This window comes from Pseudomonas sp. Con_6 (genome assembly GCF_059379395.1).
This window is the reverse complement of record NZ_CM182011.1, coordinates 4390736-4406841: the sequence shown is the minus strand read 5'-3', so window position 1 is coordinate 4406841 and position 16106 is coordinate 4390736. Positions and strand designations below refer to the sequence as shown.

15 protein-coding genes are annotated in these 16106 nt (G+C 66.2%); 5 read left to right on the top strand and 10 right to left on the bottom strand.

Annotation, left to right across the window (positions count from 1 at the left end; translation table 11 throughout):
- Positions 1 to 83: 83 nt before the first annotated feature.
- The gene (gene ribBA, locus AC5QPF_RS19550; protein WP_494959460.1) at positions 84 to 1217 is read right to left on the bottom strand and encodes a bifunctional 3,4-dihydroxy-2-butanone-4-phosphate synthase/GTP cyclohydrolase II; all 1134 of its coding nucleotides are present in this window, start codon (positions 1215 to 1217) and stop codon (positions 84 to 86) included.
- Between the two features lie 77 nt (positions 1218 to 1294).
- On the opposite strand from ribBA, the gene AC5QPF_RS19545 reads away from it, so the two are divergent.
- On the top strand, positions 1295 to 1588 hold the full coding sequence (locus AC5QPF_RS19545) for a DUF1330 domain-containing protein (protein WP_494959459.1): 294 nt from the start codon (positions 1295 to 1297) through the stop codon (positions 1586 to 1588).
- Positions 1589 to 1618: 30 nt separating this feature from the next.
- Here AC5QPF_RS19545 and AC5QPF_RS19540 read toward each other — a convergent pair whose 3' ends face one another.
- A complete protein-coding gene (locus AC5QPF_RS19540; protein ID WP_494959458.1) occupies positions 1619 to 2341 on the bottom strand; it encodes a pirin family protein in 723 nt (240 codons plus the stop codon).
- A 207-nt stretch (positions 2342 to 2548) separates the two neighbouring features.
- Here AC5QPF_RS19540 and AC5QPF_RS19535 point away from each other — a divergent pair, with 207 nt between their 5' ends.
- Positions 2549 to 3499: a helix-turn-helix domain-containing protein gene (locus AC5QPF_RS19535; protein WP_494959457.1), complete on the top strand. Its 951-nt coding sequence runs from the start codon at positions 2549 to 2551 to the stop codon at positions 3497 to 3499.
- Between the two features lie 96 nt (positions 3500 to 3595).
- On the opposite strand, the gene AC5QPF_RS19530 is transcribed toward AC5QPF_RS19535, so the two are convergent.
- From AC5QPF_RS19530 to AC5QPF_RS19495, 8 genes are all read right to left on the bottom strand, one after another.
- Positions 3596 to 4819 carry an OprD family outer membrane porin gene (locus tag AC5QPF_RS19530; RefSeq protein ID WP_494959456.1) on the bottom strand — a complete coding sequence of 408 codons (1224 nt, stop codon included), beginning with the start codon at positions 4817 to 4819 and terminating at the stop codon, positions 3596 to 3598.
- Between the two features lie 100 nt (positions 4820 to 4919).
- The gene (locus AC5QPF_RS19525) at positions 4920 to 6044 is read right to left on the bottom strand and encodes a class II histone deacetylase (protein ID WP_494959455.1); all 1125 of its coding nucleotides are present in this window, start codon (positions 6042 to 6044) and stop codon (positions 4920 to 4922) included.
- Between the two features lie 32 nt (positions 6045 to 6076).
- Positions 6077 to 7405, bottom strand: a complete 1329-nt coding sequence (locus AC5QPF_RS19520) for an MFS transporter (RefSeq protein ID WP_494959454.1) — start codon at positions 7403 to 7405, stop codon at positions 6077 to 6079.
- A 278-nt stretch (positions 7406 to 7683) separates the two neighbouring features.
- Positions 7684 to 8484, bottom strand: a complete 801-nt coding sequence (locus AC5QPF_RS19515) for an ABC transporter permease subunit (protein WP_494959453.1) — start codon at positions 8482 to 8484, stop codon at positions 7684 to 7686.
- A complete protein-coding gene (locus tag AC5QPF_RS19510) occupies positions 8481 to 9701 on the bottom strand; it encodes an ABC transporter permease subunit (RefSeq protein ID WP_494959452.1) in 1221 nt (406 codons plus the stop codon). The genes AC5QPF_RS19515 and AC5QPF_RS19510 overlap by 4 nt, the downstream gene beginning before the upstream one ends.
- Positions 9702 to 9720: 19 nt before the next feature.
- Positions 9721 to 10770, bottom strand: a complete 1050-nt coding sequence (locus AC5QPF_RS19505; RefSeq protein ID WP_494959451.1) for an extracellular solute-binding protein — start codon at positions 10768 to 10770, stop codon at positions 9721 to 9723.
- Between the two features lie 87 nt (positions 10771 to 10857).
- The gene (locus tag AC5QPF_RS19500; protein WP_494959450.1) at positions 10858 to 12012 is read right to left on the bottom strand and encodes a polyamine ABC transporter ATP-binding protein; all 1155 of its coding nucleotides are present in this window, start codon (positions 12010 to 12012) and stop codon (positions 10858 to 10860) included.
- Complete coding sequence (locus tag AC5QPF_RS19495; RefSeq protein WP_494959449.1) at positions 12009 to 13379, bottom strand: aminotransferase; 1371 nt, start codon at positions 13377 to 13379, stop codon at positions 12009 to 12011. Before AC5QPF_RS19495 ends, AC5QPF_RS19500 begins: the two co-directional genes overlap by 4 nt.
- 318 nt (positions 13380 to 13697) lie before the next feature.
- Here AC5QPF_RS19495 and AC5QPF_RS19490 point away from each other — a divergent pair, with 318 nt between their 5' ends.
- The 3 genes from AC5QPF_RS19490 to AC5QPF_RS19480 all read left to right on the top strand — a co-directional run bounded on the left by AC5QPF_RS19490 (position 13698) and on the right by AC5QPF_RS19480 (position 16105).
- A complete protein-coding gene (locus AC5QPF_RS19490) occupies positions 13698 to 14471 on the top strand; it encodes an IclR family transcriptional regulator domain-containing protein (RefSeq protein WP_494959448.1) in 774 nt (257 codons plus the stop codon).
- A gap of 207 nt (positions 14472 to 14678) precedes the next feature.
- A complete protein-coding gene (locus AC5QPF_RS19485; protein ID WP_494959447.1) occupies positions 14679 to 15197 on the top strand; it encodes a sigma-70 family RNA polymerase sigma factor in 519 nt (172 codons plus the stop codon).
- The gene (locus AC5QPF_RS19480) at positions 15194 to 16105 is read left to right on the top strand and encodes a DUF4880 domain-containing protein (RefSeq protein WP_494959446.1); all 912 of its coding nucleotides are present in this window, start codon (positions 15194 to 15196) and stop codon (positions 16103 to 16105) included. Before AC5QPF_RS19485 ends, AC5QPF_RS19480 begins: the two co-directional genes overlap by 4 nt.
- The last annotated feature ends 1 nt before the right edge of the window (position 16106 follow it).

Genomic DNA, 16106 nt, shown 5'->3' with positions numbered 1-16106 from the left:
GCGGAACAACTGACAGAAATGTCAGGTGGCTGGTTATCCAGCGTCTGGTCTGGCAGGGCCCCACCGCAATGTCGATAGAGCCCTCAAGGTTGGGGGCTGCCCACCATCCCTTCTTCAAAAGGAATGCTCTTCACGACCTCCAGGTCATAGCCGGTCAACCCGGCATACTTCAGCGGCGGACCCAGATGGCACAGCTTGCCCACGCCCAGGTCCTGCAGGATCTGCGCCCCGGTCCCGACCTCGGAATAGGTCTTGGTGCTCCCACGTTGATAGGGCCGTGGCGGCTGGGTCAGGTGTGGTACCCGCTCCAGCAGGGCTTGCGATGATTCATGGTTGGCGAGGATGACCACCACCCCGGTACCCTCGGCCGCGACCTTCTGCAATGCCGCCCACAAGGTCCAGTTGGCCGGCCCGGCGTACTCTGCACCCACCAGGTCGCGCAGCGGATCGATCACATGCACCCGCACCAGCGTTGGCTGCTCGCGACGGATATCGCCCATGACCATGGCCATGTGCACGCCGCCCTCGATGCGGTCTTCATAGGTCACCAGACGGAAGGTCCCGTGCACGGTCGGCAGCTCGCGCTCGCCGATGCGCTTGACGGTCTGCTCGGTGCTCAGACGGTAGTGGATCAGGTCGGCGATGGTGCCGATCTTGATGCCGTGGCGCGCGGCGAAGATCTCAAGGTCGGGACGGCGAGCCATGGTGCCGTCGTCGTTCAGCACTTCGACGATCACCGACGCCGGGCTGAAACCGGCCAGGCGCGCCAGGTCGCAACCGGCCTCGGTGTGCCCGGCGCGGGTCAGCACGCCGCCTTCGCGGGCGCGCAGGGGAAAGATATGGCCCGGCTGGACCAGGTCGTCCGCCGTGGCATTGGCCGCGACCGCAGCGGCGACGGTGCAGGCGCGGTCGGCGGCGGAAATGCCGGTGGTGACCCCGCGCGCCGCCTCGATCGACACGGTGAAGGCGGTGCTGAAGGCGCTGCCATTGGCCGGCACCATCTGCTCCAGACCCAGGCGCTGGCAGTGTTCGTCGGTCAGGGTCAGGCAGATCAGGCCGCGCGCCTCGCGGGCCATGAAGCTGATGGCGGCGGCGTCGCAACGCTCGGCGGCGATCAGCAGGTCACCTTCGTTTTCCCGGTCTTCGTCATCCACCAGCAGGACCATCTTGCCCTGGCGGTAGTCTTCGAGAATCTCTTCGATGCTGTTGAAAGCCATGCTGCGCGCTCACTGTGGTTCGTTGAAAATTATGGTATACCATAATACGAATTTCCCCAGTAGAGGAGCAGAAAGCGATGAAGGCGTACTGGATTGCCCATGTCGATGTGACCGATCCCGAGCAGTACCAGCAGTACACCCAGCGCGCCCCGGCAGCGTTCGCCGCGTTCGGCGGCAAGCTGCTGGCCCGCGGCGGGCGCAGCGAGGCGATGGAAGGTCGCGCGACGCCGCAGCGCAGCGTGGTCATCGAGTTCGGGTCGTATGAACAGGCCGTGGCCTGCTATCGCTCGGCGCAGTATCAGGAAGCCTGCGGCTATCGGCAGGGCGCGGCGAAGGCGCAAGTGATCATCGTGGAAGGATACGAACCCTGAACCGATGAACGGTCCAGGGTTCGCAGGGGGTCATGCCATGCCCGGCAGTTCGTGAGGGCGCAGGTCGAACACCAGCACTTCGGCGTCGTCGCCGTTGCGCAGTTCGACGATCTGCTCCTGACGCAGACGTACGCCGTCGCCTTCATGCAGTTGCAGGCCGTTGAGCACCACGCTGCCGCGGGCCACATGGACATAGGCGTTACGATCTGCCGGCAGTTTCAGCACCGCGCTTTCGTCACCGTCGAACAGACCGGCGAAGACCCGCGCATCCTGGCGGATATGCAGAGAACCGTCGGCACCGTCCGGCGAGATGATCAGCTTGAGCCGGCCGCGCTTCTCCTCGGTGCCGAAGTGCGCCTGTTGGTAGCGCGGCTCGGCGCCGTGCTCCGCCGGGACGATCCAGATTTGCAGGAAGTGCACCGGCTCGTCATGGGAGTGGTTGAACTCGCTGTGGGCCACGCCGCTGCCTGCACTCATCAGTTGTACGTCGCCGGGACGGATCACCGAACCGGTGCCCAGGGTGTCCTTGTGTTCCAGCGCGCCTTCCAGGACGTAGGAGAAGATCTCCATGTCACGGTGCGGGTGTTGACCGAACCCTTTGCCCTCGCTGACGCGGTCGTCGTTGATCACCAGCAGGTCGGAAAAGCCCTGCTCGGCCGGGTTGCGGTAATGAGCGAAGGAAAAGGTGTGGTAGGACTTCAGCCAGCCATGGTTGGCCAGGCCGCGGTCGGACGCTTTGCGCAGGGTAAGCATGGTGAATCTCCTTGTCTGATCGGGCTGCTCAAGCGCAGCCGTCGATGCGATGGGTGTAGATTACTGTTTACCGGTTGGCGCAATAAGTAGATGGGAATGGAATCACTGTCCTGTCTGTGTGGACAATTCGCAGGAGCATTCCGATAGCTCGGTGGGGCGGTCATAATGCGTCGCACCTGTACCCTTGACCTGCGGTGACCCCCTTCGATGAAAAACGTGGCCATGGTGCTGTTCCCGGACTTTCTCCTGCTGGACATGGCGGGACCGCTGGAAGTGTTCTCCATCGCCAACCGCTACCTGAAACCCGAGGACCACTATCAGCTGACTACCCTGGGCGCATTGCCTGGAGCGGTTCGGGCGTCCAACGGCGTGACGGTGCAGCCGGACCGGCCGATTGCCGCCGACGATGGTGGCTGGGACCTGCTGCTGGTGCCCGGCGGTCCCGGTGCCTACAACGAAATCTGTCCGCCGCTGAGCCTGTGGCTGCAGGATGTCGCCCGGCGCGCCCGGCATTACGGTTCGATCTGCACCGGCTCCTTCATCCTCGGGCACGCCGGCCTGCTCGACGGCTTCCGCGTCACCACCCACTGGCACTACACCGAGCGCATGGCCCGGGCCTTTCCCCGCACGCAGGTGGAGACCGACCAGATCTATGTGCGTGATCGCCAGTTGATCACCTCCGGCGGGGTGACCGCGGGCATCGACCTGGCGCTCGGGGTGGTGGCGGAGGATCACGGCAAGAAGGTCGCCCAGGATGTGGCCAAGGTGCTCCTGGTGGTGATGAAGCGCCAGGGCGGGCAGGCGCGTTTCAGCCCGCTGGCGGGGGCGCTGCCCAAGGAGGAGACGCCGATCAGCCGGGTGCAGCAGCATGTCCTGGAGCACCTTGATGAACCCATCGGGATCAAGCGCATGGCGGCGCTGGCGGCCATGAGCCCACGGCACTTTTCCCGGATGTTCAACCGCGAGGTGAACATGACACCCATGGCCTTCCTGCAGAACGCCCGGATCGACCGGGCGCGGGAACTGTTGGAAAGTGGCGACCTGCCGCTGAAGACCGTGGCCTATCGCAGCGGGTTCGGCAGTGTGCGCTATATGCGCCAGGTGTTCAGTGAGCGGCTGGGGCTGACGCCGGGGGAGTATCGCGAGCAGTTCAGCTGAGGTTGTCTGTTCCGGCCTCATCGCGGGCAACGCCCGCTCCCACAGGGACTGCGGCGTACGCGGATCTTGTGGGAGCGGGCGTTGCCCGCGATGGCGTCAGAACAGATTGAACGGATACTCGGTAATCACCCGTACCTCATTGAAGTTCAAGCCCCGGTCCGCACTACGGAAGCTCGCCTGGCGCACCCGCACCGACAGGTCCTTGGCTTGCCCTGACTGCACCACGTACTTCAACTCGATATCCCGCTCCCAGGCCTTGCCATCGTCAGTCCGGGCAGTATGGAAATCGGTGCCGCGCAGGTAGCGGGTCATGAAGCTCAACCCCGGTACACCCATCCCGGCGAAGTCGTAGTCATACCGCGCCTGCCATGACCGCTCGTTCTCGTAGTTGAAGTCCGAATACTGCACCGAGTTGGCCAGGAAAACTGTGCTGTTGCCGTCCACGCCATAGGTGTAGTTGCCCTCACCGCTGACCCGCTGGTGGGCGATCATCACGCTGTGCGCCCCGGTGCTCAGCGTGGCCGAGAGGCTCCAGATGCGGTTGTCCAGTTTGCCGCCCAGGGCACGGCCCTGGCTGCGGGTGTCGTAGCCGTTGAAGTCGAACTTCGTCAGCCAGTTCGGCGCCAGTTGCCATTGCGCGGTGGCGCCGGCGTAGGTCTTGCGCCAGTAGTCGTCGACATCCGAGTGATAGACCCGCGCGCTGAGGTCACGGTTGATCTGGTAGTTGCCACCCACCAGGTCCAGGGATGTCAGGTGGCCGCTGTCATGCTCGCTCTGGTCACGGCTGCGCAGTGCGGTGAAGTGGCCGGCGTGCAGGGTCAGGCCTTCGACTTCCTTGCTGGTCAGCAGCCAGCCCTGAGTGGTTTCCGGCAGCAGGCGGTTGTCGCTGATGGCCAGCACCGGCAGGTTCACCAGCTGTTCGCCGACCTTCAGCACGGTATTGGAAAAGCGTGCCTTCACCGCCACGCCGCCTTTGGAGTAACTGTCCTTGGCCCCGTCGCTGTCCTCCTCCAGTAGCAGTGTGCCACCGCCCTTGCGGCCGCCGCCGGTGTCCAGCTTGATGCCGAGCAGGCCGATGGCATCCACGCCGAAGCCCACCGTCCCTTGGGTGAAACCGGATTCGAAGACGCCGATGAAGCCTTGCGCCCATTCCTCGGAATAGTTCTGCGCCGTGCGGTCATCGAGGAAATTGCGGTTCATGTAGAAGTTGCGTGCCTTGATCGAGAAATGCGCGTCCTCGACGAAGCCGCCGCCGTCGGCCAGAGCGTTGAAGGGAAGGGCGCAGGGGATGGCCAGGGCCAGGAGGGTTTTGCCGTTCATTGTTTTAGGTTTCCAGGCAGGTGCGCGGGTTCGCGCCCGGTGCCGTGGAGGGACCGGACGTTGACCGCAGGGGTTGTGAAAGAAAGTCGGGTGGGACGGATCAGGAACCGTCGACGGCCTCGCGCCACAGGCGCATGCCGCGATCGATGACGCCGCGCTGGAAGGCCAGGGTGTCGGCATCCGGCTGCTGGGCGACGAGCATGTCCAGCAGCGGGTCGACCACCGGCGTGCGTACGCCGCTCAGCGCCTCGATCGTCGCCAGGCCACAGAACGGCACGTAGGCTTCGGCGTAGCCGCCTTCATGCACCAGCACCAGCTTGCCCTGGCACAGGCGCTCGGCCGCCTCGCGGACCAGGCGGGTCATTTCGCGGAAGCTGTCGCTGTGCAGGAGCATGCGGCCCAGGGGATCGACGCCGTTGCCGTCGAAGCCGCAGGCGACGACGATCAGCTCCGGCTCGAAGCGCTCCAGCGCCGGCAGGATGGCGCTGTGCATGGCGTGCAGGTAGGCATCGTGGCCGCTGCCCGGCGGCAGGGCGATGTTCAGGTTGTGGCCGCGTCCGGCGCCGCTGCCGACGTCGGTCTCGCCGGTGTAGCCGCGGGGATAGGCGCGTTGCTGGTGGATCGACAGCGTCAGGGTGTCGGCGCGTTCGTAGTAGATCGCCTGGGTGCCGTTGCAGTGGTGCACATCCCAGTCGAGCACCGCCACGCGCAGGGGGCCTCGGTGTTCGCGGGCGTTTTCCAGGGCGATGGCGATGTTGTTCAGGTAGCAGAAGCCCATGGCCTGGTCCGGCAGTGCGTGGTGTCCCGGCGGGCGGCTGAGCACGTAGGCGTTGTCGCAGTCGCCGCGCAGCACCTGGTCCACGGCGTTGCACACCAGGCCGGCGGAAACCCGCGCTACCTGCCAGGTGTCCGGACCCACCGGGGCGCCGGGGTCGAGCAGGCCGCCGCCGTTTTCGCAGAGCTGGCGGAAGCGTTCGAGGTAGCCGGCGCTGTGCACCTTGAGCATCTGTTGCAGGGACACAGGTTCGCCGCCCTGGTGGCTGAGGGCGCGACCGAGGCCGGAGACCTCCACCAGGTTTTTCAGGCGGCGCTTGGACTCTGGCGATTCGGCGTGGGCCGAGCCGGACGGCGGCTCGACCCAGCCGCCGACGGGCAGGGTCAGGGCGAACAGGCCGCCGCTGTGCCAGAAGCAGTGTTCGTCATGGAAGAAGCGGGTTGCAGTCATGTTCTCTCTCCTGGGAACGATAGAGCTGGGTGTCAGGTCGGTAGTCCACGCACGGCAGGCTGCCCTTGTGGATTCACCCGCGACATCACCAGCGCGGCCGCAAAGGTCAGCGCTGCCAGCACATACAGCCCATATTCCAGATGCCCGCTGGCCTCCTTGATCCACCCCATCATGAACGGACTGGCATACCCGCCCAGGTTGCCCACGGTGGTCATCAGGGCGATGCCGGCGGCGGTGGCGGTTCCGGTCAGCAGGGTGCCGGGAATCGCCCAGAGCACGTTGAATGCCGACAGGCAGCCGGCCATGGCGATGCACAGGCTGAACAGGCAGAGGAACGGATGGGCGTGCAGGGCCGCACTGAGCACCAGGCCGAGACAGGCCGCGAGGATCGACAGCGAGGCGTGCCAGCGTCGTTCGCGGGTGCGGTCCGAGTGCTTGCCGACGATCAGCATGCACACCGAGGCCACGGCGAAGGGAATGGCCGAGATCAACCCGGTCTGCAACAGCGACTGCTCGCCCAGGCTGCGGATGATCTGCGGCAGCCAGAACGACACGCCGTAGGTGCCGCAGAGCAGGGCGAAGTTGACGAATACCAGGCACCACAGGCCGCGGTGGCGGAAGGCGCTGGCGAAGGTGTGGGTGGCGCCGGCCTGTTCGAAGCCCTGGCGCTGGCGGTCGAGGTCGGCCACTACCTTGGCGTTCTGCGCCGGCGTCAGCCAGCGCGCCTTGCCCGGACGGTCGTCGAGATAGAAGAACACCACGATGCCGAGGATCACCGCCGGCAGGCCTTCGAGCAGGAACAGCCACTGCCAGCCGGCCAGCCCGTACAGGCCGGCGAAGGTCTGCATGATCCAGCCCGACAGCGGCCCGCCGAGCACGCCGGCGATGCCCACGCCGAGGCTCAGGCAGGCCAGCCCCTGGGACTGGGCGTAGGCCGGCAGCCAGTAGGTCAGGTAGAGCACCACGCCGGGGTAGAAGCCGGCTTCGGCGACACCCAGGAGAAAGCGCAGGATGTAGAACGAGGTGGGGCTGCTGACGAACATCATCGAGGTCGAGATCAGGCCCCAGACCACCATGATCCGGGTGATCCACAGCCGCGCGCCGACCTTCTGCAGCATCATGTTGCTGGGGATCTCGAACAGGCAGTAGCCGAGGAAGAACACCCCGGCGCCGAAGCCGAAGGCCATGTCGCTGAGGCCGATGTCGGCGGCCATCTGCAGCTTGGCGAAGCCGACGTTGACCCGGTCGAGGAAGGCCACGACATAGAGCACGAAGAGGAAGGGAAGGATGCGCCAGGCAATGCGGTTGTACAGCGCGCAGTCCTGATCGGAGGCGAAGGTATTGCGGGAAATGAGGTTCATTGCTTTTCTCTGGTTGTTCTTTTTATAGAAACAGCATTTCGTTGTGTGGCGATGGTAGAGAGGCTTGGCGAAGGCTGTCAAGGCGCTTCAAGAGGGAATTTGGTGGGGGCGGATGGGTCGATGTGGCCGTGCTCGCCTCATCGCCGGCAAGCCAGCTCTCACAGCTTCTCCACTGCTGTCCAAAGCAGTGGAGGACCTGTGGGAGTGATATGGAGCGCTGTTCTCCAGAGCAGCGCGGTCCCTGTGGGATCTGGCTTGCCGGCGATTGGGCGTGACGCTCAGCGCTTGGTGAACGACCGCGACAGCAGGAGCAGCAAGGTGGCGAACAGCACCATGATGGTGGCCGCTGACAACAGCACCGGGCTCAACGCTTCCCGCGCGGTGGTGAACATCTCCCGCGGCAAGGTGCGCTGGTCGGGGCCGGCGAGGAACAGCGTCACCACCACTTCGTCCAGCGAGGTGGCGAAGGCGAACAGTCCGCCGGAAATCAGCCCCGGCGAAATCAGCGGCAAGGTCACCTTGCGCAAGGTCATCCACGGTGTCGCGCCCATGCTCGCCGCCGCCCACAGCAGGCGCTGGTTCAACCCGCCCAGCGCCGAACCGACGTTGACGATGACGAAGGGCACCGCCAGCGTCGTGTGGGCCAGGATCAGCCCGGTGTAGCTGCGGGTCAGCCCGGCATTGGAGAACACGAAGTACATGCCCACCCCGACGATCACCGCCGGCACGATCATCGGCGCGATCAGCAGCACCTCGATCACCCGCTTGCCGGGCATCGCCGGATGCCGCAGGCCCAGCGCCGCCAGGCCACCCAGCACCACGGCAAGCACGGTGCTGGCCACCGCGATGGCGAAGCTGTTGAACAAGGCCCCCAGCCATTGCGGCGAGGCGAAGAAGTCCTCGTACCAGCGCAGGGTGAAGCTGCCCAAGGGCAAGGACATATAGCGGCTGTCACTGAATGACAGCGGCAGCACCACCAGGATCGGCAGCAGCAGGAAGGCCAGGACCAGCCAGCCGCTCAGGGACAGGCCCAGGTTGCCGAGCCAGGCGACGCGGCCGCTGTTGGGATTGCGGATCATCGTTTGACTCCTTCCGCGCCACGGTGGGCCAGGTGCGCCTGGATCAGGTAGAGCAGGGTGGTGGCCACCAGCAGCACCAGGCCGAGGGCCGAGGCCAGGCCCCAGTTGAGGGTGCCGGTGGTGAACTGGGCGATATAGAAGCTGATCATCTGGTCCGCCGGCCCGCCCAGCAGCGCCGGGGTGATGTAGAAGCCGAGGGTGACGATGAACACCATCAGCGCACCGGCGGCGAGCCCCGGCAGCACCTGCGGCAGGTACACCTGGAAGAACACCCGCAACGGCCGCGCGCCCATGGAGTAGGCGGCCTGCACCAGCAGGCGGTTGCACCCGGCCATGGCCGCCAGCAGCGGGAAGACCATGAACGGCAGCATCACGTGGACCAGCGCCAGGATCACCCCGAAGCGGTTGTAGAGCAGGTGCACCGGGCTGTCGGTCAGCCCCGTGGCCAGCAGCAGGGCGTTGACCATGCCCTCGTCCTGCAACAGCACCATCCAGGCGGTGGTGCGCACCAGGATCGAGGTCCAGAACGGCAGCAGGATCAGCAGTAGCAGGGCATTGCGCGTACGCGGCGTGCGCCGGTCGAGGAACACGCACAGCGGGAAGGCCAGCAGCACGCAGACCAGGGTGGTGATCGCGGCGATGCTGAAGGTCCGCGCCAGGATAGAGCGGTACAGCCCCGCTTCGTCCTTGGCGACGATGCCGTCCTTGTAGTCGTGCTTGATGTCCACTGCCGATAGCAGGTGATAGCTGCCCACGGGGCCGGCGGCGCGCTTGAAGGTCTGCCAGGTGGCGTTGTCCAGCCAGCGCGGGTCCAGTGCGGCCAGGCTGGCGGAGCTGCCGTCGAGCGTGCCGACCTCGCGCTTGGCCGTGGTCAGCAGGCTGCGCAGGGCCGGCGTCTCGTAGGCCAGGCGCCGGGCCAGGCCGGCGAGGTCGCGCGGGCTGGCCTGGCGCAGGTCCTGCACCAGTGGCTTGAACAGGCTTTCGTCCGGCGCGGACACGCCATCCCAGGCGCGCAACGCCTGCGCCGTGGCGGGCAGGGCCTGGGGCAGCTCGTTGTCGGCCACGGCGCGCCACAGCAGCGTGCCGATCGGGCCGACGAAGGTCAGCAACAGGAACAGCACCAGCGGAGCCAGCAGGGCATAGGCGCGCCAGAGGGCGGCGCGGTCCTTGCGCGCGACCACCGGCGTGGATGATGGGGTGAGGGCTACAGCGCTCATCTCGATTCCTCGACTGCGATCACTTGGCCGACCAGGCGGTCCATTTGGCATTCAGTTCGTCGATGCGATCGACCCAGAACTTGTCATCGAGCACCAGCACGTTGGCGGCGTTCTGCGGTGCGCTCGGCGAGTCGGCGAGGGCTGCGGGGTCGGTGTCGGCGATGCCTTTCACCGAGGTGATACCGGTGGGTTGCAGGGCCGGCCAGAGCTTCTGGTGCTCGCCTTCACCCATCACCTTGAGCAGGCCGTAGGCCTTGTCCTCGTTCGGCGAGTTGGCCAGGATCACCCAGCTGTCCATGGTCTGCAGCGACTGGTTCCAGACCAGGCCGAAGGGCTTGTGGTCCTGGCGGATGGCGTTGGTCACCCGGCCGTTATAGGAGGTGGTCATGGCCACTTCGCCCGAGGCGAGCAGTTGCATCGGCTGGCCGCCGGCCTTCCAGAACAGCAACTGCGATTTGATGCTGTCGAGCTTCTTGAACGCGCGGTCGACGCCGCCCGGCAGGTTGAGGGTCTTGTACACGTCGGCCGGCGCCACGCCGTCGGCCATCAGGGCGATTTCCAGGTTGCCCTTGGGTCCCTGGCGCAGGGCGCGCTTGCCGGGGAAGGTCTTGGTATCGAAGAAGTCGGCCCAGCCGGTGGGGGCGCGGGAGGCCTTGCTGGTGTCGTAGCCGATGACGAAGTTGTAGACCGCGTTGCCCACGCCGCATTCGCTCACGGCGCTGGGGATGTAGCTGTCCTTGCCGCCGATGCGCTTGAAGTCGAGCTGCATGAACAGGCCTTCGCCACAACCCAGCTGCAGGTCCTCGGCTTCCACCTGGACCAGGTCCCAGCCGCCATCCTGGCCTTCGGCACGGGTGCGCAGCAGGCCGATGCCGCCTTCCCAGCTGTCCTCGACCACCTTGTTGCCGCTGGCCTGGGCGTAGGGTTCGAAGAAGATCTTGCGTTGCACGTCCTGGTAGGCGCCGCCCCAGGAGGCCACGGTCAGGTCGCGGGCCTGGGCGGTGCCGGCGAGCAGGGCGAGACCGCACAGGGTCAGGGTGAAGCGGTGCAAGGAAACTGATGTGGACATGATGTGACTCCCAGCCTTTGAAATTGGTTTTGGACGGCAGTGGTAGAGCGGTTCATCGAATCGGGTGGTGCTTGTTCTTGTGGTGGTTCAGCGCAGGATCATCGCCAGTTCCGCCGGCACGCCGAGGGCGACGGCCTCGCCGGGGAGCGGCGCCGGACGGCCGAGGCTGCCGGGGTTGTAGGTCATCGACAGCTCGCTGCCGCCGGCCATGCGCAAGCGCAGGCAGCAATGGGCGCCGTGGAAGATGCTGTCGACCACCCGCGCAGCGATCGCCGCGTCGTCCGGCGTGGCCAGGCGCAGGTTTTCCGGGCGGATCGCCAGTGCCGCGCTGTCGCCGACTGCCAGGCTGGTGTCCGCGCAGCGTGCCTGGTGCAGCGAACCGTCCTCCTGCAGGCGGATCGTGGCGAAGTCGCCGGTGCGGCCGATCAGCGTGCCTTCCAGCAGGTTGGTCTCGCCGAGGAAGTTGGCGACGAAGCGCGTTGCCGGGCGGTTGTACAGGGTCTGCGGCGGGGCGATCTGGGCGATGCGACCGTCGTTGAACACCGCGACCCGGTCGGACATGGTCATGGCTTCGTCCTGGTCGTGGGTGACGTAGACGAAGGTGATGCCCAGCTGCTTGTGGATCGCCTTCAGCTCCAGCTGCATGTGCTCGCGCAGGGCCTTGTCCAGGGCGCCGAGGGGTTCGTCCATCAGCAGGATGCGCGGCCGGTAGACCAGGGCGCGGGCCAGCGCCACGCGCTGTTGCTGGCCGCCGGAGAGCTGGCCCGGCTGGCGGTCCTCGAAGCCTTCCAGGCGCGCCAGGGCCAGGGCCTCGCGCACCCGCTCGCGGCTCTCGGCAGCCGGCACCTTGCGCAGGTTGAGGGGGAAGGCGACGTTCTGCGCCACGCTCATGTGCGGGAACAGCGCGTAGCTCTGGAACACCACGCCCATGTCGCGCTTGTATGCTGGCAGGCGGCTGATGTCGGCGCCGTCCATGAGGATCTGGCCGCGGTCGGGGGCATCGAAGCCGGCCAGCATCATCAGCGTGGTGGTCTTGCCCGAGCCGCTGGGGCCGAGCAGGGACAGGAACTCGCCCTGGCGGATGTCCAGGTGCAGGTTGTCGACCACCCAGGAGCGTTCGTCGTAGGTCTTGCAGACCTGGTCGAAACGCACCAGGACCGGGGCATCGGCGAGCGGGTCGGGACTATCGGGCGCTTCGGTCATGGCAGCCTTGGGTTGGGGGCGAAGGTCACGGGCGATCATGGCCGGATACCTGCCAGCACATCGTCCAGGGCCTGGGTCAGCGCCTTGAGGATAGTCTGGATCTGCTCGGCATCGACGATCAGCGGCGGCGCCATCACCAGGGTGTCGCCGAGGGCGCGCAGGAGGATGCCGTTGCGCTGCAGGGCGTTGCTGACCTGCTGGGCGATCTTCAGCTCGGCGGGGAAGGGCGTGCGGCTGTCCTTGTCGGCGACGAATTCCAGCGCCGCCATCAGGCCGATGCCGCGGGCCTCGCCCACCAGCGGGTGGTCGGCCAATGCGCGGATCCCGGCCTGGAACGCCGGCGCGACCTCGCGGACCTGCCCGACGATATCCAGTTCGTCGTAGATCTTCAGGGTTTCCAGGGCCACGGCAGCCGCCACCGGGTGCCCGCCGTAGGTGTAGCCGTGGCCGAGGCCGCCGAGGGCCTGGCTCTGGTCGGCGATGACCTGGTAGATGCGATCGCTGAGCAGCAGCGCGGAAATCGGCTGGAAGGCGGCGGACAGGCCCTTGGCGCAGGTCAGCATGTCCGGCTCGATGCCCATGGCCTCGCAGCCCCAGTAGTGACCGGTCCGGCCGAAACCGCAGATGACCTCGTCAGCGATCATCAGGATCTCGTACTTGCGCAGCACCGCCTGGACCTTGGCGAAGTACCCGGCCGGCGGCAGGATCACCCCGCCGGTGCCCATCACCGGTTCGGCGAAGAAGGCGCCGATGGTCTGCGGGCCGGCGTCGAGAATCGCCTGCTCGAGCTCCTCGGCCAGGCGCGTGGCGAAGGCTTCCTCGCTCTCGCCCGGCAGGCCCTGGCGATAGAGGTGCGGGCAGCGCACATGGATCACGTCGGCCAGCGGCTCGCCCCAGCCTTTATGCATGTTGGGCAGGCCGGTGAGGCTGGCGGCGGCCAGGGTGGTGCCGTGGTAGCTGCGTTGGCGGGCGATCAGGCGGGTCTTGCCGGGCTTGCCGATGGCGGTGTGGTAGTAGCGGACGAACTTGATCGCGGTGTCCACTGCTTCCGAGCCGGAGCTCTGGAACACCGCCTTGGTCAGGCCGGCGGGGGCGTGCTCGACCAGCATCGCCGCCAGGTCGGCCGCCGGGCCGTGGCTGCGGTGGGCGAAGGTCTGCTGGTACGGCAGCTTGAGCAACTGGGTGTAGGCCGCCTCGGCCAGGCGCGGCTGGCTGAAGCCCAGCGTCGCGCACCACAGGCCGGACATGCCCTCGATGTAGCGCTGGCCCTGTTCGTCGAACACATAGATGCCCTCGCCACGTTCCATCAGCAGCGGGCCGACCTCTTCGTGCAGGCGCAGGTTGGTCTGGGGGTGGAGATGGTGCGCGATATCCCGTTGGGCCAGCGCCGAACCACGAGCTGTCATGACTTGATCCTCATTGCGATTTTTGTATGCGTATGCGGTACGTGGTTTCATTTTTACGATCAATTCGGGATGTCGTCAAATGCTTTGTGTTTCTACTGGAAGAATTATTTTTCGCTGAGCGAACAAGGTGACCGTCTATTCAATAGCTTCCCCAAGCAAAGCCAGGTAAATCATGGGCTTGCGCCATTTGCTTGGTTATCGCTCGTCCACCTGGCCTCGTACCGGGGGTTGCCAGATTTCACAAAGATGGGTGATAGTCGCGTCATCGTTGCGTTTCGCCTATGCGAACGCGGTGCCAAAAATTGAAGGATCGTCGACATGAGCGGTGAAACAGCAACGGGCGGTGTGCGCTCGGTTCAACTGGCGCTGGATGTTCTGGAGCGGGTGGCGGGGGCGTCGGAAGAAATCGGCGTCAGCGAGCTGGCAGTACAACTGGGCACCACCAAGGGCTCGGTGTTTCGCCATCTGAAGACCCTGGTGGAGCGCGGCTACCTGAGCCAGAACCCGCAGACCTCGCGCTATCGCCTGGGTGTACAGGCCTATGTGCTGGGCCATGCGGCGGCGGGGGGTATCGACCTGCTCAGTGCTTCGGCAGATGCCCTGCGTGACTTGCGGGACGAGCTGGGCCTTTCGGTGGTGCTCTCGGTGCTGCAGGGCAAGCGGCTGGTGGTGGTGGATACACTGCTGGGCAAGTCGGCCCTGGAAATCGGCGTGCGCACCGGCACTGAATTGCAGCTGCACTGCAATGCCCAGGGCAAGGTGGCGCTGGCCTTTGCCCGGCAGTTGGGTGTCGACCAGCTGGGGGAATTGCCGGCGGTGACGGTGAACAGCGTGACCGATCGACAGGTGCTCAGGCAGCAGGTCAGCGCGGTGCGCGAGCAAGGCTGGGCCGCTGCGATCGAGGAAGAAACACTGGGCATTTCGGCGATTGCTGCACCGATTTTGGGCATCAATGCCGAATTCATTGGTGCGGTGGCGCTGGTGGCGACGGTGCAGAACATTGCCCGCGAGGTGGACCCGGCGCAGGTGCATGCGCTGAAGAAGGCGGCGTTGCGGGCGTCGTGGAACCTGGGGTACCGGGATGGTCCCTGATCTCGAAGCCGAGCGTAGAACCTTGTGTTGGCGGGTTTACCCGCGATGACGGTAGTGAATTTGCCGACGCAATCGCGGGTAAACCCGCTCCCACAGGGTCCGCGCCCGTCCTGAGAGTAACGTCTGGTCAGTCGCATATTGAAATAAGAATGATTCGCTATTAATGTGCCGCCCCGTAACCCGCCTTTTCCGGCTCCGGGGAGTGTCATGTCGCTACAACCAGCGGATTCCATCGTTCCTTTCGACGTGCTCTACGGCACCCATCACGGCTGGCTGAACGGCTGGCTGCGGCGCTCGGTGGGCTGTTCGCAGCAGGCCGCCGACCTGGCCCAGGACACCTTCGTGCGCCTGCTGGTGCGCAACCAGCCGGTCACCGCCAGCGCCCCGCGGGCCTTGCTTGCCCGTATCGCCCGCGGCCTGGTGATCGATCACTGGCGCCGCGACGCCCTGGAGCGGGCCTACCTCGAAGCTCTGGCGCACCTCCCGGAAGCCAGTCACCCCTCACCGGAAATCCGTCACGAAGCCCTGCAATGCCTGGAACGCATCGCGCAGATGCTCGAAGGCCTCAAGCCTGCGGTACGCGAAGCCTTCCTGCTGTACCAGCTGGGCGGCCTGACCCACGCTCAGGTGGCCGCGCAACTGGGGGTGTCCAGCCGCACCGTGGAACGCCACGTGGCCAACGCGCTGCTGCACTGCTACCGCCTGTGCTTCGAGGACCCGGCATGAGCGCGACCCGCGAGCGCGTCCCGGAAAGCATCGTGCGCAGCGCCATCGAGTGGCAGATGCGCCTGCGCGGCAATCCGCAGTTGCAAGAACCCTTTCATGACTGGCTGCGCCGCGATCCCCGCCATCAACTGGCCTGGCAACGCCTGCAGCAGATGGCCGGGATGTTCCAGGCCAGCCAGTTGCCCAACGCCGAACAGGCCATCCCGCTGCTCAAGCGCGCATCCGCCGACCTGAGCCGCCGCCGTACCCTGAAGATGCTCGGCCTGATTGTCGGCGGCGGCGCCTTGACCGCCGTGAGCGTGCCGTCGGCCTGGCACGCCGGTTATGTCACCGCCCTCGGCGAGCGCCGCACCGTCAGCCTGGGCAACGGCACCCAGGTGCTGCTCAACGGCGACAGCGCCGTGGACGTGCAGGGCGGCGAACTGCTGCTGCGTGCAGGCGAAGTGCTGGTGGACGGCCCGCGCTGGCACGCGCGCTGTCGCTACGCCGAATGCAGCGGCCTCGATGCACGGGTGTCGCTGCGCGAGCGCGACGGCGTCAGCGAGATCCGTGTCGACCGCGGCGAGGTGCTGGTCACTTCGCCGGTCGGCCAGCGCCGCTTGCAGGCGGGCGAGGGCCTGGGCGTGTCGGCAGTGGGCATGACCCTGCTGGGCAGGAGTCCCCTCGATCCGTTCGCCTGGAGCCGAGGCCTGCTGGTGGTCAACGATATCCGCCTGGGCGAATTCCTCGCCGAGGCCGGACGCTATCGCCACGGCTGGCTGGGCTGCGACCAGCGTATCGCCGACCTGCGCCTGTCCGGCGTATTCCGCCTCGACGAGCCGGCCTCGCTGCTGGATAACCTCACCCACCTGCTGCCGGTCAGGGTGGTCGAACGCACGCGCTGGTGGGTGCGCCTGGTCCCGGCATAGA